The following is a 19791-nucleotide window of genomic DNA, read 5'->3' as shown; positions in this document are numbered from 1 at the left end:
CGATGCCGGTGCCGGTCATGCGCTGACGTAGATCGTTTTATGCCGGAGCGAACCAGACCGCGCCGTACGGTCCGACCGCGACGGAGGCGTTGCCCTCGGCGTCGGTGCGGATGCGGCCCATGTTGCCGACCCCGGAGCCGCCGTAGACCTCGGCGTCGGTGTTGAGCACCTCCAGCCACGCCCCCGTGCGCGGCAGCTTGATCCGGTGGTCGTGCAGCGGGATGCCCGAGAAGTTGGCCACGCAGGCGAGCAGCTTCTTCGAGGTCTTGCCGTGGCGGACGAAGGAGACCGTGTTGCTGCCCGAGTCGTGCGGGTCGATCCAGCTGAACCCGCCCGGCTCGGTGTCGCGGGCCCAGAGCGCGGCGCTGTCCCGGTAGATCCGGTTCAGGTCGCGCACCAGGCCGCGCACATCACCGTGGTAGTCGGCGTGCGCCCAGTCCAGCCCGAACTGCTCGCTCCACTCCGACTCACTCGCCAGTTCCGCGCCCATGAACAGCAGCTTCTTGCCGGGGAAGGCGTACATGTAGCCGAGCAGCCCGCGCAGGCCCGCCAGCCGCTGCCAGCGGTCGCCGGGCAGCTTGCCCAGCAGCGAGCGCTTGCCGTGCACCACCTCGTCGTGGCTGAGCGGCAGCACCCACTGCTCGTCGAAGGCGTAGCAGCTCGGCCAGGTCAGCTGTGCGTGGTGGTAGCTGCGGTGCGCCGGGTCCTTCTTCAGGTACTCCAGCGTGTCGTGCATCCAGCCCATGTTCCACTTCATGCCGAAGCCCAGGCCGCCGAAGTCGACCGGGCGGGAGACGCCCGGCCACGCCGTCGACTCCTCGGCGATGGTGAGGATGCCGGGCTGGTCGGCGTACACGGCGGTGTTGAGCTCCTGGAGGAAGTCGACCGCCTCCAGGTAGGTGTTGCCGCCGAACACGTTGGGCGTCCACTGCCCGGCCTGGCGCGAGTAGTCGAGGTAGAGCATCGACGCGACGGCGTCCACGCGCAGACCGTCGACGTGGAACTCCTCGCACCAGTAGCGGGCGTTGGCGATGAGGAAGTTGCGCACCTCGCGCCGGCCGTAGTTGAAGACCAGCGTGCCCCAGTCTGGGTGCTCGCCGCGCTGCGGGTCCTCGTGCTCGTAGAGCGGGGTGCCATCGAAGCGGGCCAGGGCCCACTCGTCCCGGGGGAAGTGGGCGGGCACCCAGTCCAGCAGCACCCCGATGCCGGCCTGGTGCAGCCGGTCCACGAGGTGGCGGAACTGGTCCGGGTCGCCGAAGCGGGCGGTCGGCGCGTAGAACCCGGTGATCTGGTAGCCCCACGAGCCGCCGTACGGGTGCTCCATCACCGGCAGGAACTCCACGTGGGTGAAGCCCAGGTCGGTGACGTACGCGACCAGCTCGTCGGCCAGCTCCTTGTAGGACAGACCCGGCCGCCACGAGCCCAGGTGCACCTCGTAGGTGGACATCGGCCGGGCGTGGTGGTCGGCGCGCTTGGCCCGCCCGGTGATCCAGGACTCGTCGTTCCAGGTGTAGTCGGAGGAGAACAGCACCGAGGCGTTCTCCGGCGGGCACTGCGCCGCGACGGCCAGCGGGTCGGCGCGGTAGGTCCAGCGGCCGTCCGCGCCGTGCACCCGGTAGCGGTAGCGCTGGCCGGCCACGGCGTCCGGCACGGTCGCCGCCCAGACACCGCTGCCGCCCTGCGGGCTCATCGTGATGCCGTCGCCCGGCCACCAGCCCGAGAAGTCGCCGATGACCTGCACCTCGCGGGCGTTGGGCGCCCACACCGCGAAGCGCCAGCCCTGGCCGTCGGGCTCCGGGTTGGCCCCGAGCACCTTCCAGAGCCGCTCGTGCCTACCCTCGCCGATGAGGTAAAGATCAAGATCGCCGATCAGGTTCATCGCTTCTCCTCGCCGTTCCGGTTGCCCCGTTGACCAACGAGCCGAAGTGGTATCCGTACCGTCTGCGCTGGTCATCGCTTCGCTTGCGGTAGGGGTGGGGCTCTGCTCGCTCATCGGAGGAGGTTTCCGTCAGGGACGATGATCTGGGGACGCTCACCGCCGGCCTGCTCGGCCAGGCGCTCGACCTGGAACGCGGGTTCCTGCGCGATGGCGCCGCGGTAGGTCTGCACGGTGCTGGCCGCGATGGTCTGCCAGCCGTACCGCTTGGACACCATGGTCAGCGCGCGCTTGGCGATCTGCTTGGCCTTGACCGGCTCGGCGAGCAGCGTGCCCACGGCGCCGGCCAGCGCCTCGGGGTTGCTGTGCGGGAAGGTCATGCCGGTCACGCCGGGCTCGACGATCTCGGCCAGGCCGCCGGTGTCGGCGACGGCCAGCGGTGCGCCGGCCGCGGCCGCCTCCAGGGCGACCATGCCGAACGGCTCGTAGAGGGACGGCACCACGGTGGCGTCGGTCGCCGCGAGCACGGCGGGCAGCTCGCGCTCGGACAGGAAGCCGATGAAGCTGACCTGCTTCTCGATCTTCAGTTCGTGCGTGGCCTCGACCAGCTGCTCCCGGTAGGGGCCGTCGCCCGCGATGACCACCCGCAGGCCCGGGTGCTCGTCGGCGAGCTGCGGCACGGCGCCGACCAGGTGCTGCACGCCCTTCTCGTACACCAGCCGCCCGGCGAAGCCGACCAGTGGGCCGTCCCCGGCGAACCGCGAGCGCGCCTCGCGCACCGCCTGCGCGGGGGCCTTCCAGACCCGGCCGTCGACGCCGTTGGGGATGACGTCGACCTTGCTGATGGGCAGGTTGAGCAGCCGGGTGACCTCCCAGCGCATGTACTCCGAGCAGACCAGCACCCGGCAGGCGCGGTGGCCGAGCCACCACTCGACGGAGTGGATGCTCTTGTTCAGGTCCTCGGGCAGCCACCCCTGGTGCCGGCCGGCCTCGGTGGCGTGGATGGTGGCGACCAGCGGCTTGCCGAGGTGCTCGGCCAGAGTGACCGCGGTGTGCGTGACCAGCCAGTCGTGGCCGTGGATCACGTCGTAGTCGTCGGACTCGGCGGCCCGCAGCGCCGCCCGGGTGAGCGTGTGGTTGAACGCCATCGTCCAGGCCAGCAGCGTCGGGGTGGCCAGCGGGAACAGCGGCGGGTCCTCCGGCGCGCGCACGACGCGCACACCCTGGAAGCCCGGCGCGGGCGGAGGTGCGTACTCCTCCAGCGGGGCACCGGGCGCGTGCCGGGTGACCACGGTGACGTGGTGCCCCGCCAGCACCAGCGAATTGGCCAGCGCGTGCACGTGCCGACCGAGGCCGCCGACCACAACCGGCGGGTATTCCCAGGAAAGCATCATGATCCGGAGCGGCTTCGCTGCCGTCGACGGACCCGATGGAACGGGAAGGTTCATGGTCATGCGGCCCCCTCGCAGACTCCCGGGCATACGGAACTAGGCACCGGACACTCGGTGCCGTACGCCATTGGGGTTGTACAAAGTCTGACTGATACCAATTTCGAGCTGGGGACCTTGTGTTTCGTGTCTGTTACGCTCTGCTACTACTCAGTAGATGTGAGGTGAGCACGCAACGTCTCGGCCACGCTCCACGCCTGGAACGGGCAGCCCGTCGCCCCGTGCGGCGCGTCCCCGTCGGCGGTCTCGCTGACCGAACCGAGACCGAAGTCACCCAGGTGCGCCAGCAGGCCCGTCAGCACCTCTCGGGTCGGCAGCCCGGCCTTGCGCCGCGCGTCGGCCAGCGGCCCGATCAGCCACGGCCACACCGTGCCCTGGTGGTACGCGAGATCGCGCTCACGCAGCGAGCCGCCGTGCCGCGGCCGGTATGCCGGGTCGGCCGGGTCCAGGCTGCGCGGCCCGAGGGGGGTGAGCAGGGCGTCGGTGATCCGGCGCAGCGCCACCGGGTCCGGCTCCATCGGGGCGTACGGCAGCGACCAGGCCAGCAGCTGGTTCGGCCGCAGCGCGGCGTCGTCCGGGTCGATCACGTCGTAGAGGTGCCCGGCCGGCGCGGGGAAACGCCGCCGGAACGCCGCCTCCGTCACCGCGTGCCGCCGCCGCACGTCGTCGCTGTGCCGCCCGGCGCGCTCGCGCAGCGCGGCCAGCGCCGCCAGCCCGTTGCACCACAGCGCGTTGATGTCGACGGCCTTGCCCGACCGCTGGGTCACGCCCATTCCGTCGACGCGGGCGTCCATCCAGGTCAGCGCCTCGCCGTCGGCGCCCTGCACGAGCAGCCCGTCGCTCTCGTCGACCTTGATGCCGTACCGGGTGCCGCGCAGGTGCGCCGCCAGCACCTCGTCCAGCGCGGGCACCAGCTCCGCGGCGAGATCGTCGTCGTCGGTCGCGCGCACGTGCCGGTCGATCGCGTGCAGGAACCACAGCGTCGCGTCGGCGGTGTTGTGCCCGACCGCGCCGCCGTCGGCCGTGTTGGCCAGCATGCCCTCCGACAGCGTCGCCGCGTACGCCCGCAGCAGCTCGCGGCCCAGCGCGGCGCGTCCGGTGACCAGGAACAGCCCTTCGTAGGAGGTCATGGTGTCCCGGGACCACGCGCCGAACCACGGGTAACCCGCCACGACGTCCGGTCCGTTCGCCGTGGTGACCACGAACGCGTCCGCGGCCAGCGTCAGTTCCGCGGTCGCGTCGACCGCGCCCGCGGTCAGGACGCGCCGGCGGTCGCGTTCGGCGGCCACGATCGCCGCAGCGGGCGGCGGCTCGACGGCGAGGTCACCGGCCCACGCGGTGATCTCCAGCGCGTCGCCCGGCTCGGCCAGCGTCGCGGTGAACCGGCCCGCCAGCAGCAGGTCCTCGTTCGCGACATAACCGCGGGCAGCCTCCATACGGTGGTGCACGCTCAGCAGCCAGGTGCCGTCCGCGGCCCAGGCCGCGTCGGCTTGCCGCTGCTCCCACGGCCGGGTGTCGGGCGGCCCGGCGGCAGCCGTCGCGGCCCGGCCTCCGCTCGCCAGGTGTCCCCGCAGGCGGTACGCGTCGGCGACGACCGCACCGCCCGCGACCTCCCGCACCGGCAGGTCACCCGCGCGGCGCTCGCCGTGCTGGTCGCGCCAGGTGCACAGGGCCTCCAGCGACAGCTCGACCGGGCCGCCACCGATCAGCCGGTCGACCACGGCCACGCAGGACGAGCCGTGGCGCATCGCGAGGGTGCGTTCCAGAACGGTCGCACCGATCCGCCAGCGCCACCGGGGCAGCCCGTCCACCAGGGCGAACTCTTCCAGTAGCAGGTCTCCGCGTGGGGCGAGGGTGCCGTCGGCCCACTCGTGGGCGCCCAGCCGCACGACTCGGCCCCCGGGCAGGCGTACCACCGGATCCAGGGCGGCGAGGCCGACGTGCCGCGACGCCGGCGTGTCCCCGGCGACCACCAGCAGCCCGTGGTAGCGGCGGGTGCGCAGCCCGCTCACCGTGCCCATCGCGTAGCCGCCGCGCCCGTCGGCCACCAACCACTCCCGCGCCGCGCCGAGGGCCGGCTCACCACATACCTGGGTACCGAATCGCATGCAGCAACTCTGTCAAAAAACCGGGGCAATCGGGATGGTGATCGCGCGACTCCGCCAAAGTTACGCAGACCCGTAACAGACGCAGGAGACAATCACGGGGTGGGCGAGCAGAGCGGGGAACAGGCGTGACGGATGCCGAACGTAGACGGTTGGCCGATGCGGATGCCGGGGCCGAGCCTTGGCGGATGTGGGGGCCCTACCTCTCCGAGCGGGCCTGGGGCACCGTGCGCGAGGACTACAGCGAGCACGGCACGGCCTGGGAGTACTTCCCGCACGACCACGCCCGCTCGCGGGCGTTCCGGTGGAACGAGGACGGGCTGGCCGGCATCTGCGACGAGCGGCAGACGTTCTGCTTCGGCCTCGGCCTGTGGAACGGGGCCGACCCGATCCTCAAGGAGCGCATCTTCGGGCTGACCGGCAACGAGGGCAACCACGGCGAGGACGCCAAGGAGTACTGGTGGTACACCGACTCCACGCCGACGCACTCGTGGATGTCGTGGCGCTACCACTACCCGCAGCGCGAGTTCCCGTACTCGGAACTGGTCGCGGTCAACCGGCAGCTGGACCGCTCCGAGCCGGAGTATGAGCTGGCCGACACCGGGGTGTTCGCCGACGACCGTTACTGGGTCGTCACCGTCGACTACGCCAAGGCGAGCCCGACGGACCTGTGCATGCTCGTCTCGGCGACCAATCGGGGCGCGGATCCGGCGACCCTGCACGTGCTGCCCACCCTGTGGTTCCGTAACACCTGGTCGTGGGGCCTGCCGGGCCGGGACGACAAACCGGAGATCGTCGCGGAGCACGTCGACGGCGGCGGCGAGTTGCGCGCCCAGCACCGCATCCTGGGCCGGCTGACGCTGCAGGGCGACGGCGCTCCCGAGCCGCTGGCCTGCGACAACGAGACCAACGCGGCGCGGCTGTGGGGATACGAGGAGACGCCCGACTATCCGAAGGACGGCATCGCCGACCACGTGGTGCACGGGCTGCCGACGGTCAACCCGCGGCGCACCGGCACCAAGGCCGCGCTGCACTACGTGCTGACCGTGCCGCCGGGCGAGACGGCACAGCTCAGGCTGCGGTTGACGCAGATCGCCGCGCCGGGTGGCAAGGCGCGCCCGGCGCCCTCGCTGGGCGCGGAGTTCGACCATGTCATGGCCGCCCGCAAAGCCGAGGCCGACCAGTACTTCGCCTGGCTGGTCCCGCCGGGCACCCCGCCCGCGCAGGCGCAGGTGGTGCGCGAGGCCGTCGCCGGGCTGATGTGGGGCAAGCAGTTCTACCACTACGACGTCGCGCGCTGGCTGGACGGCGACCCGGCCTCGCCCGCGCCGCCGGAGGGCCGCCGGTTCGGGCGCAACAGCGCCTGGCGGCACATGACCAGCTTCGACGTCATCTCCATGCCGGACCCTTGGGAGTACCCCTGGTACGCCGCCTGGGACCTGGCCTTCCACTGCGTCGCGCTGGCCCGCGTCGACCCGCACTTCGCCAAGGAGCAGATCCTGCTCCTGCTGCGCGACTGGTACCTGCACCCCAACGGGCAGATCCCGGCGTACGAGTGGGCGTTCGGCGACGTCAACCCGCCCGTGCACGCCTGGGCGGCGCTGCGCGTGTTCGAGATCGATGGCGGGCGCGACTACGCGTTCCTGGCCCGGGCCATGCACAAGCTACTGCTCAACTTCACCTGGTGGGTCAACCGCAAGGACACCGGCGGCAACAACCTGTTCGAGGGCGGCTTCCTGGGCCTGGACAACGTCGGCCCGTTCGACCGCTCGGCGTCGCTGCCCGTGCCCGGCGTGCTGGAGCAGTCCGACGGCACCGCCTGGATGGCGATGTACGCCCTCAACCTGCTGGAGATCTCACTGGTCCTGGCCACCCACGACCGGGTGTGGACCGACATAGCGACCAAGTTCCTGGAGCACTTCGCGTACATCGCCAACGCGGCCTCGCACCAGGGGCTGTGGGACGACGAGGACGGGTTCTTCTACGACCTGCTGCGGCGCACCGACGGGCGGGAGGTGCCGCTGAAGGTCCGCTCGGTGGTCGGCCTGCTGCCGCTGTGCGCGACGACGACGCTCAGCTCGGTGACGCTGGTCCGGCTGCCGGAGATCGCGGCGCGGCTGCGCTGGTTCCTGACCAACCGGCCGGAGTTCACCGAGGTCGTCGGGGCGCGGCGGATCTCCGACGGGGGTCAGCAGCAGCGGCTGCTCGCGGTGGTGGGGCCGGAGCAGCTGCGGCGGATACTGAGCCGGATGCTGGACACCGAGGAGTTCCTGTCGGACTACGGGCTGCGTACGCTGTCGCGCGCTCATCTGGACAAGCCGTACACGATCCGGCTCGGCGGGCACGACTACACGGTGGGGTACGAGCCGGCCGAGTCGACGAACGGGCTGTTCGGCGGCAACTCCAACTGGCGCGGGCCGATCTGGTTCCCGACGAACTACCTGCTCATCGAGGGCATTCGGCACTACGCCCGGTTCTTCCACGACGACCTGCTGGTGGAGTATCCGACCCGGTCGGGGCAGAAGCTGACGCTCGACCAGATCGCCGACGACCTGTCCGACCGGCTCATCGCGCTGTGGCTGCCCGACAAGGACGGCAACCGGCCGTACCTGCCGAAACACCCGATGCTCGGTGACCACCCGGACTGGACGGCCCACCTGACGTTCCCGGAGTTCTTCCACGGCGACAACGGCATGGGCCTCGGCGCGACCCACCAGTGCGGCTGGACCGCCCTCGTCCTCGACCTGATCCTCACCCGCAACCGCCCCGGGCGCTAGCGCTTGGCCTGCACTTTCAAGGAAACTGCAGTATTCGGGCTGTCGAATCACGCAGTTTCCTTGAAAGTGCAGTGGCGAACCGGCTGGGCGGTTCATTGTGTCCGCGGTCAAGCGGCGCCTGATTGATCGCGTCGACCGTCGGAGGGCTGGTCGAGGCTCTGCTCGCGTTTTCGCTGCTCCGCCTTCAATCGCTCCACCTCTTCGACCAGGAGCAACATGATATCGGGGCCATCTTGGTTCGCATAACGGAAGATGCCGAGCTCTGCCGAATCGAGCTCATATTGAATGGCGTCCGCCGTCTGCTGTAGATAGAAGCCTCGCTCCCGATACTTGAAGTAACCCATAAAGCCGGCCGAGAGTCCTACTGCGAAGCTTCCGCCTACCGCGGGCCACTGCCAATGGCTGCCGTCGAGCGCTATTCCGGTGACTGTACTGTTCACCAGCGAGAATACGATGATGATCGACTGCATGATGTTGTGTACGCGCCGATAGCGGCGACTTCCTTTCCGGAATCCCTCGATATCGCTTTGGAGCTGCTCGCGGTAAATCGTCCGGCGATAGTTGACGTCCAGGCCCATCAACGCCAACTGCCGACGACGTTGCTCCTGGATCGCGCCAAGCTTGAGCTCGGCCACTTCGACGGTGTCGATATCCAGAATCGGCTTGTTGAAGAAGTCGGCGTGGATGTAAGTCGCGCCCACGGCAATTGTGGCAAGGGAGGTCAGTACGCCGAGTATCACCCATCCGCCGATGTCGATGATGCCCCGGCTCAGCATCCCGGAGATAATCGAGCCCAGCAGCAAGGCGGGGCCGACTGTCGCTGCGGCCCGACCCACGCGTCGGATTGTTCGCGCTTGCCTGAGTGTGGTCTCCATGCGACGCATCTGCATGGTGAGCTCGAAGAGTTGTGTCAGTGGCGCGGCAACTGGGCTGAGTTGCTGGGTCAACAGGGGCCTCCGGGCGGGGGTGTAGCCATGAGTCATGCAAGGCGCTGTCCAGTGCGCACATTGAACCGCAGTGGTACGACGCATCCTGGGCACCAGGCCTGGCCGGGTTCGATTTGTGCGGGATATCGATCGAATGCCATGGCAGTTGTGTCCGCTCACCACTCGGGTGGGGTTCCGCCAGGCGGCGATGCAAGCTGTCCGTGTTGCGAAATAGACCTTGACGGATGCGTCACAAGAAGGCGCAGCTTGACTGCTGCCCCTGGTGAAGAAGGGCACCTTCTACCTCGTATTCCGATAAGAAGGTGCCCTTCCTTGGGGTCAGGCGAAGCGGCGGGGTTGGCCGGTGGTTTCGAGGACGGACATCCAGAGGTCGCCAGCCGGGTCGACCTGGTTGCGCTTGCTGATGGCCAGCGCTATCGGGACGTGGACGAAGCGGCCGCGCCAGCGGCCGACGACCATCGCGGTGCGGCCGGCCATCGCGGCGTGCACAGCGGCGTGGGCGAGGCGGATGCAGTAGACGCTGTCGTACGGGTTGGCGGGCACGCTGCGGATGGCGTAGCTGGGGTCGATGTACTTGAGGCTGGTCTCCATGCCGTGCGCGGCGAAGTCGTCGGCGATACGCCTGCGCAGGTAGAGGCCGATGTCCTTGAGTTTGCGGTTGCCGGACTTGTCGACCTGGCCAGGCTCGTCGGACTCCAGGTACTCCTGCCCCGCGCCCTCGGCGGCGACGACCACCGCGTGCCCGCGCTGGGCGACCCGGCGGCGCAGGTGGGCCAGGAAGCCGTCGTCGCCGTCGAGCTGGAACGGCACCTCGGGGATGAGCACGTAGTCGGCGTCGTTGTTGGCCAGCGCCGCGTAACAGGCGATGAAGCCGGAGTGGCGGCCCATGACCTGCACCAGGCCGACGCCGTTGGGCACCGCGCGGGCCTCGACGTGGGCGCTGCGCAGCGACTCGGTGGCCTTGGAGAACGCGGTCTGGAAGCCGAAGCTCTGGTCGATGTACGGGATGTCGTTGTCGATGGTCTTCGGCACGCCGATCACGGCGATCTTCAGGCCGCGCTCCTTGACCACGTCGGCGATGGTCAGCGCGCCGCGCATGGAGCCGTCGCCGCCGATGACGAACAGCACGTTGATGCTCATCGACTCCAGGCAGTCCACGATCTCGTACGGGTCCTGGCTGCCCCGGGAGGTGCCCAGGATGGTGCCGCCGTACTCGTTGACGCCGCTGACCGCCTCGGCGTCGAGGTCGATCGGCGGGTGGCCGTACTTGGCGATGAAGCCCTGGTAGCCGTTCTGGAAGCCGTAGATCTTCGTGACGCCGTAGTGCGAGGTCAGCTCCAGCACCAGGCCGCGGATGACGTCGTTGAGCCCGGGGCACAGGCCGCCGCAGGTGACGATGCCGACGCGGGTCTTCGACGGCTGGAAGAAGATCTTGCGGCGGGGTCCGCCGGGTTCGAAGCCGGGCAGCGCGTCCAGCTTCGCCTTGCGCGCGGCGACCATGTTCACGGTGTCGTCGAACAGCACCCGGTCGTTCTCGTCGACGTAATGCTCGGTGCTCTCGGTCGAGGCCAGCAGCGGTGCCAGCGGTGATTCGATGCGGCAGTCGCCGAGCGTGCGCACGGTCAGGTCAACGGACTCCGGAGCCATCGCCGTCCTCCAAGCAGCTGCCGCAGCGGGGGCGAGCAGCCTATCGAGACAATGTTTCGCCAGGTGCGCGGCTGCGCCGCCGCGTACCGGCAGGTGGATCATCGCTCAGAAAAGCAGCCAGGTCGAGAAGAGCATGCCCATCGGCAGCGCGATCAGACCCGCGACGGCGGCGTACGGCCACAGCAGGCGGGCGGGCAGGTGCCGCAGCACCAGCAGCGCGGGCAGCAGCAGCGTATGCGACCGGTACTGCGACACCCCGGGTCCGGCGATCAGCGGGCCGACGAACATCGCCACCGCGTACAGCGCGAGCCCGGCGTCGTACGGCCGCAGCCGCCCGCGGCCCGACGCGATCACCGCGGCGGCGACGGCCAGCAGCGCCAGCACCAGCGCCCACCACAACTCGGCGTCGGTGAACGTGTGCAGCACCCAGAGCAGGTCCTGCCGCGGCTCGGCGATGACGATCACGGATGGCTCGATCGCCAGCTTGGCCAGCGAGTGCAGCGGGTTGTGCACGCCGTTGCCGTAATGATCCTGGATCAGCAGGTACGCGTTCCAGTGCCCGAGCGTCAGGTGGTGCAGGCCGAACACCGCGCCCAGCCCGGCCAACGGCAGGCCCACCACGGCCAGCCCGGCCCGCAGCGCCGCCCACGATCGCAGCTCGCGGCGGCCGATCAGGGTCACCACCGCGCCGAAGCCGATCGCGGCGACCGCGACCCCCATCGGGTATGCCGCGGCGACCAGCGCGCCCGCCACTCCCGCCAGGACCCACCGGCGGGCCGCCACGAGCGTGACGCAGCCCAGCAACAGTGCTCCGGCCAGCGCCATCGGGAACACGGCGTGCAGGTAGACACCGGCCGGCAGCAGCGTCGCCAGGGCGAGCACAGCCACGGCGACCGGCCGGCGTGTGTCCCGCAGCAACCGCCACAGCAGCACGAACGAGACCAGCAGGCTGACCTCGGTGATGATCAGCGCGGCCGGGTACGCGCCGAGGCCGGTCGATGTCAGCAACCGGATGAGACCGGGGTAGAGCGGGAACCAGCCCGCGGTGCCGCACCACGCGCCGGGCGCGAACTGCGGGGCCAGGACCGGATCGCTGTCGCACAGGAACAGCTCGTACCCCTGCTCGGCGATCTTGACGTAGAGCCCGGAGTCGGCGCGGACCCGGCCGGTGATCGGCAGGAACGGCTCGGCCACCAGTGCCCCGGCCACCGTGTACACCAGGTGGCCGACCAGGTATGCCAGCACCGGCGGCAGCAGCGCCAGTCCTCGGTCGCGCCACCTCGGCGTGCCCCCGGGAGCCGTCGCCGGTGCCTCGGGGGTGAGGACGGCGGCGGGCACTGAGGACATGGACAGAATCCTCCCCGGACCCCGTCCCCGCCCGCAGCCCGGGTCCCCGCCCGGCGGCCGCCGTCACCCAAGGTCATCCGATTTGCCCGGCAGATGTGCGTATCTTGAGGTCGAATACCCACAGGTGCCAGGCAAGTCGGGCGATCATGGCGGGCGACGGTGACGGCGACGGCCACGGCGACGCTGCCCGGCGCGGTCACGGCGGGTCAGGGGCGGTTCACCAGGCGGAAGCCGAGGTGGCAGGTCGAGGTGTCGACGGCCTGGGGCATGCGGGCGGCGGGGCGGTAGCGGCGGCAGTAGTTGGGCGCGCAGAGGAACGAGCCGCCCTTGCTCACCCGGCGCGGGATGCGGACCTCGGGCGTGGCCGGGTCGTAGCTGGCCTGCTCGGCGTTGCCGCGCGGGCGCGCCGGGGCGCAGCAGGCCTGCTGCCTGGCGGGGTCGTGGAGGCCGTACCAGTCGGACGTCCACTCCCACACGTTGCCGATCATGTCGGACAGCCCGAAGGCGTTCGGCGGGAAGGAGCCGACGGGCGAGGTCGTCTCGTAGCCGTCGGCGGCCAGGTTGAGCACCGGGAACTCGCCCTGCCACAGGTTGGCCAGGTGTTCGCCGCCCGGGGTCAGCTCGTCGCCCCAGGCGAACTCGGTCGGCTCGCGCGCGCCGCCGGACGCGGCGTACTCCCACTCGGCCTCGGTCGGCAGGTCGCCGCCCGCCCAGGCCGCGTACGCGGCGACGTCGGCCCAGGCCACGTGCACGACCGGATGGTCGTCGAGGCCGTGTAGGCCCGAACCGGGGCCGTACGGGTGCCGCCAGTCCGCGCCGGGCATCAGCTGCCACCAGCGCCGCACGTCGCGCAGGCCCACCCGCCGGGGCGGCCGGACGAACACGACGGACGCGGGGACCAGCAGCGACGGGTCGGCTCCCGGGTAGTCGGCCGGGTCGGGGGCGGTCTCGGCGACCGTGACGTGGCCGGTCTGCCGGACGAACTCGGCGAACCGCCGGTTGGTGACCTGGTGCCGGTCGATCCAGAAACCGCCGACCCGGGCCTGGTGGGCGGGGGCCTCCTCCGGGTAGTGCGCGTCGGAGCCCATCCGGAACGTGCCACCGGGCAGCCACACCATGCCCGGCCGGGGCGGCGGGCCCGGGGCGTCGCCGTCCCGGCCGGGCCGGGTCAGGGTGATCGGTTCCGTCACGCGGTGACCGCCGTGCCGCCGGGGCCGACCAGGCCCTGCTCGGCCTTGTGCTTCAGGTCGCGCATCCGGAACGCCATGATGAAGTCGGTGATGCCGCGGGCCAGGCAGATCGCGCCGACGAACACGATGAGCAGGAAGAACGAGCGGGTGAACCTTCCCGCGGCCCAGAAGCCGAGCAGGATCTCGATGATGCCGACGACCAGGCCGAGCCACCAGCCGTCGTGCTCCTTCTTGGTGAGGAAGGCCAGCACGATGTCGGCGGCGCCCTTGAACAGCAGGTACCAGCCGATGAACGCGGCGAGCCAGAACACCGTGCCGCCGGGGTTGATCCAGCAGATGAAGCCGGTGATCAGGAACAGCACGCCGAGGATGGCGTGCAGCCAGCGCCAGCCGGGCGCGGTGAACGCCTGGAACAGCTCGAAGATGCCGGCGACCAGCACGACGATGCCGGCCAGGGTGGCGACGACGCCGATGCTGCGTACCGGCGACTGGTTGAAGGCCAGCACGAACCAGCTGACGATGATCCAGCAGACGCCGGTGACGAGGAACAGCCACCACGGCACGCGGGACGCGGGCAGCGGTGTGGCACCGCTGAACATGTCGCCGGTCGCCGTCGTGCCCGGTGGGACGGGACCGGGCCTGGTCCCGGTGGCGGCCGCTGCGGTGCCGGTGGCCACGCCCTCCTTCGCCGCGTGGGCGCCGGCCGCGGCGGCCTGGCCCGGCTTACCCGTGCCGGGGCTGCTGGGCGATGCGGTGCTCATGCCTTCTCCTCACTGCGTTCGACGGCCGTTGGAGCCGACCGCGTCAGAAGTGCTCGCAACGCCTGCTCATGCGTACCGCCGGAAGTAAGAGCCATCCGGTTGCAGACTATGCACCGTCTCATTCTGATATGAGGTGATTCAGTAATTCTGCGCCGACATTCGGCTAGTCCAGGGCCGACAGCGCGCCGGCCACCGCGAAGCCGAGCACCGCCAGCAGGCCGGTCGCCTTACCGCCCTGCCGGTAGGCCTCCGGGATCATCGAGTCGGCCAGCATGGTCAACACCGCCCCGGCCGCGAACGCCTCGACGTAACCGCCGTCGGCCCGCGGCACCACCCGGTACGCCAGGTAGCCGAGCGACGCGGCGAGCGCCGACGCCGCCACGATGGTCCACCAGACTCGGTACGCCTGGGCCTTGGTGTGACCGTGGGCGCGCATGGCGGCGGTCGCGCCGAGGGCCTCGGGCAGGTTGGACACGAACACCGCGACCAGGAAGGCCACCGCGACCTCGCCGCCCATGGCCACGCCGACGCCCAGCACCAGCGACTCCGGCACGCCGTCCAGCAGCGCGCCGATCACCAGGGACCGCTCGGCCGAGGCCGCGCCCATGCTGCGGCGGCCCGCGACGACCGCGTCGGCCACGAAGAAGACGACCGCGCCCAGGCCGAACGCGGAGAACAGCAGCACGTCCTGGTGGAACCCGGTGGGCACCAGCTCGTACGCGATCGCCGCGAGCATCGCGCCGGAACCGAAGCCCATCACCATGCCGACCCGCGACGGGGGCACCGGGGTCGGCCGGTACGCCAACCACGCCCCGATGACCAGGGAGAACGCTGCGAGCGTCGCCCACCCGGCCGCGGCCAGCACGCCCATGGGACCTCCATCGTCTGCATCCGACGGTATCAACGCATTCCGTCGATAACGGAAATATGGTTCGCATCTCCGGAATACTGGACCGCGGTATCCGTGTCTCTGGGAGGCGACATGCCGCGTACGCAGCCGACGGCGAAGAAGGTCCCCGCGAAGAAGGCGGCGGCGAAGCGGGCGACCGCGAAGACGACGACGGCGAAGCAGGCCACCCCGGTGCAGAAGGCCGCCACGAAAGCGCCCGCACGCAAGTCCGCCACCACGGCGAAGGCGGTGCCGACGGCGAAGGCCGCACCGGCGAAACGGGCGCGCGGGACGACCGCGGCCGCGGGCCCGTCGTCCGGCGGCCCGGCCGCTCGCAAGGCGGGGCCGGGTAAGAAGGCCGTGGCACCCGTACCCGCCAAGAAGGCACCGCCCTCGCGCGCGACCACCCGCACCGCGGCAGACCGCGGCCCGGCGCGCAAGTCCGCGCCACGGTCCGCGGCGGCCGGCGCAGGCGCGGGACGCAAGCCCAACATCCTGGTCATCTGGGGCGACGACATCGGCATCACCAACCTGAGCTGCTACAGCGACGGGCTGATGGGCTACCGGACCCCCAACATCGACCGGATCGCCGACGAGGGCGTGCGCTTCACCGACTACTACGGCGAGCAGAGCTGCACCGCCGGGCGGGCCGCGTTCCTGACCGGCCAGGCGGTGTTCCGCACCGGCCTGTCGAAGGTCGGCATGCCCGGCGCGGACCTGGGCCTGCAGGCAGCCGATCCGACCATCGCCGAGCTGCTCAAACCGCACGGGTACGCCACCGGCCACTTCGGCAAGAACCACCTGGGCGACCGGGACGAGTTCCTGCCGACGGCGCACGGCTTCGACGAGTTCTTCGGCAACCTCTATCACCTCAACGCCGAGGAGGAACCGGAGCAAGAGGACTACCCGGACCCGCGGCGCTTCCCCGATTTCCGCAAGAACTTCGGCCCGCGCGGGGTGCTGCACAGCTGGGCGCTGCCCGGCGGCGGCCAGAAGATCGAGGACACCGGCCCGCTGACCCGCAAACGCATGGAGCTCATCGACGACGAGGTGTTCGAGCACGCCTCCGACTTCATCGGTCGGCAGGCCGCCGCGGACACGCCCTTCTTCGTCTGGTTCAACACCACGCACATGCACTTCAAGACGCACCCGCGCCCGGAGATCAAGGGGTGGGCCGGGCCGTGGCAGTCCGACTACCACGACGTGATGGTCGACCACGACCGGATCGTCGGCGAGCTGCTCAACCTGCTCGACCAGCTCGGCATCGCCGACGACACCATCGTCATGTACAGCACGGACAACGGCCCGCACATGAACACGTGGCCCGACGCGGGTATGACACCGTTCCGCAACGAGAAGAACTCCAACTGGGAGGGCGCCTACCGGGTGCCGGCGATGCTGCGCTGGCCCGGCCGCATCCCCGACGGCTGGGTCTCCAACGAGATCGTCAGCCACCTGGACCTGCTGCCGACGCTGCTGGCCGCCGCGGGCGATCCCGACATCGTCGAGGAGCTCAAGGCCGGGCACGAGGCCGCGGGCAAGACGTTCAAGGTGCACCTGGACGGCTTCAACCTGCTGCCGTTCCTCACCGACGACGAGCCGCACAGCCCGCGCGAGGGCTTCTTCTACTTCTCCGACGACGGCGACCTGACCGCGATCCGCTTCGACAACTGGAAGCTGGTCTTCATGGAGCAGCGGGCCCCTGGCACGCTGCGGGTCTGGGCCGAGCCCTTCACGGTGCTGCGGGTGCCGAAGATCTACAACCTGCGCACCGACCCGTTCGAGCGCGCGGACGTCACCTCCAACAGCTACTACGACTGGCTGCTCGACCGGGCGTACCTGGTGCTCGCCGCGCAGAAGCTGGCCGGCGACTTTCTGGCCACGTTCCGGGAGTTCCCTCCACGGCAGGAGGCGGCGAGTTTCACCATCGACCAGGTGGTGAAGAAGATGACGGAAGGGATCGGGAGTCACTGATGGCGTTCCTGCCCTCCTGGCGGCCGGGCCCCGCCCGCGACGCGATCACGTCGTTCCTGGACGAGTCGCTCGCGCTGCCCCCGGAGCAGCGGGTGGCCGTGCTCGACAACGACGGCACGCTGTGGTGCGAGAAACCGGACTACATCCAGTACAGCTTCCTCGTGCGCACGCTGCACGACGCCGTCGAGCACGACCCCGGCCTCGGCGAGCGCGCCGAGTACCGGGCGCTGCTCGACAGCGACCACGCGGCGCTCGGCGAGCTTGGCCTGCAGCGCATCGCCATGGCACTGCTGGAGCTGTGCGCGGGCTGGACGCCGGACGAGTTCACCGCCCGGGTGCGCGACTTCATGGCGACCGAGAAGCACCCGGACCGGGGCGTGCCCTACCCGAAGCTGGTCTACCAGCCGATGCTGGAACTGCTGGACGTGCTGCGCCAGCACGACTTCGACGTCTTCATCGTCACCGGCGGCGGCACCGAGTTCGTGCGAGCGATCAGCCGGGAGCTCTACGGCGTGCGCCCCGACGACGTGGTCGGCACGCTGGTCGAGTACCACCACGAGCAGCACGGCGACGGGCCCGCGCTGGTGCGCACCGCGCAGGCGCAGGGGGAGGTCAACGAGGGCTGGGCGAAGGTCGAGCACATCCAGACCCAGCTGGGCCGCCGCCCGATCTTCGCGGCCGGCAACAGCGCGGGCGACAGGGAGATGCTGGAGTACGCCCGCGCCACCGGCATGCCCAGCCTGGCCGTGCTCATCGACCACGACGACGCCGAGCGCGAGTACGCGTACGCCTCGGCCGCGGTGACCTTCGCCGACACCGAACCGATCACGACCACGGCCAACCGTCTGGGCTGGACGGTGGTGTCCATGCGCGACGACTGGTCGACCGTCTTCCCGCTCTGACCCGCACTAAACTCACCCACCAGCACCGACAGAGCAAGGAAGGGCACCTTCACAACGCTTCGCGTTGTAGAAGGTGCCCTTCCCAACCGGAGGAGCGCTGGCATGGCCTACGACCTGCTACTGGCGGGCGGACGGGTGATCGATCCGGACGGCGGCCGCGACGGCGCGGCCGACGTGGCGGTGGCCGCCGGGCGGATCGCCGCGGTCGGCGCGGACCTGCCCCGCGCGGCCGCCCGCGAGGTCGTCGACGTGACCGGACGCCTGGTCACGCCGGGCCTGGTCGACCTGCACACGCACGTGTTCCCCGGCGCGACCTACTGGGGCATCGACCCCGGCCCGGCCGCCTGGTGCTCCGGCGTCACCACCTGGGTCGACGCGGGCTCCGCCGGGGCGTACGGCCTTGGCGCGCTGCGCGCCGCGATCCGCGGCTACCGGGTGCGGGTCCCCGTGCTGCTCAACATCTCGGCGGTCGGCCTGACCGGGCTCACCGGCGAATCCCGCGACCTCACCGCCTGCGACACCGACCTCGCCATCACCACCATCACGGCCAACCGCGACCTGGTGTACGGCGTCAAGGCCCGCATCGACGCCAACACCGTCGGGGCGAACGGGCTGGCGCCGCTGCGCCGGGCGATCACCGTCGCCCGGGCCTGTGAACTGCCCGTCATGGTGCACGTAGGAGTCGCGCCGCCCACTGTCGCCGAACTGCTGCCGCTGCTCGGTGCGGGCGACATCGTGACCCACTGCGCCAGTGGCATCGCCCTGGGCCGGGGCGGCCCGGACCAGGCGCTGCGCCGCGCGTACGACGCCGGCGTGCTGTTCGACATCGGACACGGCTCGGGCGGCTTCGCGTACGACGTGCTGGAAGCCCAGCTCGCCGCGGACATGCCGCCGCACGTCGTCTCCACCGACCTGCACGCGCGCTCGCTGCACGGCCCGGCCTTCGACCTGCCGACCACGATGGCCAAGCTGCTCGCGGTGGGCCTGCCACTCAAACAGGTCGTCGCGGCGGCGACGTGTGCGCCCGCCCGCGCCCTGGGGCTGCCCGCGGGCGCCGGCACGCTCGCCGTCGGCGCGCCCGCCGACCTGGCGGTGTTCGCCGTGGAGCAGGGCCGCTTCCCGCTCGCCGACGTGCACGGCCAGCTCCGGAGCGCGCCGATGCGGCTGCGCAACGAGGCGACGTACGTGGCCGGGCGGCTGCTCCCACCGAGTCTGCCCGGCCCGCCGCCGCCGTGGATCCCGCTCACCGCCGCCCAGCGCGACGCGCTCGCCCGCCGCGACCGCACGATCCGCGACCTGCTCACCACACCCCTGGTCACCCCCGACGGCCTGGCCGAACAGTTCCCGCGCGACTCACAGCCTGGGCAGATCTAGCAGAGTTGTGGTCGCCCCAGCGACCACAACTCTGCTGGATCCAGTGCTGGTCAGCGGGGCGTGGCCGGGGTGCCGGAGGCGGCGCCGCAGATGGCGATCATCTGGTCGGAGAGGGCGTCGATGCGGGTGACGTCGAGCTTCTGCAGCGAGTTCAGGTCGGTGAGGCTCTTGCCCTGGGCTTCGAACTCGTCGGCGAGCTGGCCCAGCGTGGTCTTGACGTCGGCGGCGTCCGCCGTGGACGCGTCGGTGCGCAGGTTGGCGGCGAGGTCGACCAGCTCACTGCCGGCAGCCTTGACGGACTGGTCGGCGGCGGCCGTGTTGCCGGAGTCGGCGGCCTGCGTGACCTTGGTCAGCTCCCGCGCGAACTGGCTGAGGCCGTCCTCGACGGTCTTGGCGGTCTTGGTGCAGACCTGCGGCGTGGGTTCCGCCGCGGCCGGCACGGCGCTGAATCCGAGCGCGGCGAGGATCGTGGTGGAGAGGATGCAGGCTGCACGTGAGAGGCGTCGCATGACGTCCTCCAATCGGGGCCGCGGGCCCGGCTGGGAGAGCCGACC

The 19791-nt window shown here is 70.7% G+C and carries 14 protein-coding genes; 4 read left to right on the top strand and 10 right to left on the bottom strand.

The genetic code is table 11. The features are described from left to right. Nucleotides 1-37: 37 nt before the first annotated feature. The 3 genes from glgB to AB0B66_RS01415 form a co-directional block, all read right to left on the bottom strand. The gene (glgB, locus tag AB0B66_RS01425) at nt 38-1879 is read right to left on the bottom strand and encodes a 1,4-alpha-glucan branching protein GlgB (RefSeq protein ID WP_360521071.1); all 1842 of its coding nucleotides are present in this window, start codon (nt 1877-1879) and stop codon (nt 38-40) included. Between the two features lie 110 nt (nt 1880-1989). Then, on the bottom strand, nt 1990-3324 hold the full coding sequence (locus AB0B66_RS01420; RefSeq protein ID WP_360521738.1) for a glycosyltransferase family 4 protein: 1335 nt from the start codon (nt 3322-3324) through the stop codon (nt 1990-1992). Between the two features lie 146 nt (nt 3325-3470). Beyond that, the gene (locus AB0B66_RS01415) at nt 3471-5432 is read right to left on the bottom strand and encodes an amylo-alpha-1,6-glucosidase (protein WP_360521068.1); all 1962 of its coding nucleotides are present in this window, start codon (nt 5430-5432) and stop codon (nt 3471-3473) included. 185 nt (nt 5433-5617) lie between these two features. Between AB0B66_RS01415 and AB0B66_RS01410 the strand changes: the two genes are divergently transcribed. Further along, nucleotides 5618-8206, top strand: a complete 2589-nt coding sequence (locus AB0B66_RS01410; protein WP_360521066.1) for a glucosidase — start codon at nt 5618-5620, stop codon at nt 8204-8206. Nucleotides 8207-8313: 107 nt separating this feature from the next. On the opposite strand, the gene AB0B66_RS01405 is transcribed toward AB0B66_RS01410, so the two are convergent. The 6 genes from AB0B66_RS01405 to AB0B66_RS01380 form a co-directional block, all read right to left on the bottom strand. After that, a complete protein-coding gene (locus tag AB0B66_RS01405; protein ID WP_360521063.1) occupies nt 8314-9153 on the bottom strand; it encodes an SLATT domain-containing protein in 840 nt (279 codons plus the stop codon). Between the two features lie 318 nt (nt 9154-9471). After that, nucleotides 9472-10800 carry an ATP-dependent 6-phosphofructokinase gene (locus AB0B66_RS01400; RefSeq protein WP_360521060.1) on the bottom strand — a complete coding sequence of 443 codons (1329 nt, stop codon included), beginning with the start codon at nt 10798-10800 and terminating at the stop codon, nt 9472-9474. Between the two features lie 105 nt (nt 10801-10905). Further along, nucleotides 10906-12147, bottom strand: a complete 1242-nt coding sequence (locus AB0B66_RS01395) for a hypothetical protein (RefSeq protein WP_360521057.1) — start codon at nt 12145-12147, stop codon at nt 10906-10908. Between the two features lie 206 nt (nt 12148-12353). After that, nucleotides 12354-13265, bottom strand: a complete 912-nt coding sequence (locus tag AB0B66_RS01390; protein ID WP_360521735.1) for a formylglycine-generating enzyme family protein — start codon at nt 13263-13265, stop codon at nt 12354-12356. A 68-nt stretch (nt 13266-13333) separates the two neighbouring features. Continuing rightward, nucleotides 13334-14098, bottom strand: coding sequence for a DUF308 domain-containing protein (locus tag AB0B66_RS01385; RefSeq protein WP_360521054.1), 765 nt, complete (start codon nt 14096-14098; stop codon nt 13334-13336). 163 nt (nt 14099-14261) lie between these two features. Beyond that, entirely contained in the window at nt 14262-14969 is a 708-nt protein-coding gene (locus tag AB0B66_RS01380) for a hypothetical protein (protein WP_360521051.1), read from the bottom strand. Between the two features lie 111 nt (nt 14970-15080). Here AB0B66_RS01380 and AB0B66_RS01375 point away from each other — a divergent pair, with 111 nt between their 5' ends. From AB0B66_RS01375 to AB0B66_RS01365, 3 genes are all read left to right on the top strand, one after another. Continuing rightward, nucleotides 15081-16961 (top strand): sulfatase-like hydrolase/transferase, encoded by a 1881-nt coding sequence (locus tag AB0B66_RS01375; protein WP_360521048.1) that lies wholly within the window; start codon nt 15081-15083, stop codon nt 16959-16961. Next, nucleotides 16961-17863, top strand: coding sequence for an HAD family hydrolase (locus AB0B66_RS01370; RefSeq protein ID WP_360521045.1), 903 nt, complete (start codon nt 16961-16963; stop codon nt 17861-17863). The genes AB0B66_RS01375 and AB0B66_RS01370 overlap by 1 nt, the downstream gene beginning before the upstream one ends. 102 nt (nt 17864-17965) lie before the next feature. Next, nucleotides 17966-19237 (top strand): amidohydrolase/deacetylase family metallohydrolase, encoded by a 1272-nt coding sequence (locus AB0B66_RS01365; protein ID WP_360521042.1) that lies wholly within the window; start codon nt 17966-17968, stop codon nt 19235-19237. Nucleotides 19238-19287: 50 nt separating this feature from the next. On the opposite strand, the gene AB0B66_RS01360 is transcribed toward AB0B66_RS01365, so the two are convergent. Continuing rightward, entirely contained in the window at nt 19288-19746 is a 459-nt protein-coding gene (locus AB0B66_RS01360) for a hypothetical protein (RefSeq protein ID WP_360521039.1), read from the bottom strand. Between the last annotated feature and the right edge of the window lie 45 nt (nt 19747-19791).

Source organism: Catellatospora sp. NPDC049111 (genome assembly GCF_040648615.1).
In the GTDB taxonomy this organism is placed as follows: domain Bacteria; phylum Actinomycetota; class Actinomycetes; order Mycobacteriales; family Micromonosporaceae; genus Catellatospora; species Catellatospora aurea.
The sequence above is the reverse complement of the archived record's forward strand: the minus strand, read 5'-3'. Positions and strand labels throughout refer to the sequence as shown.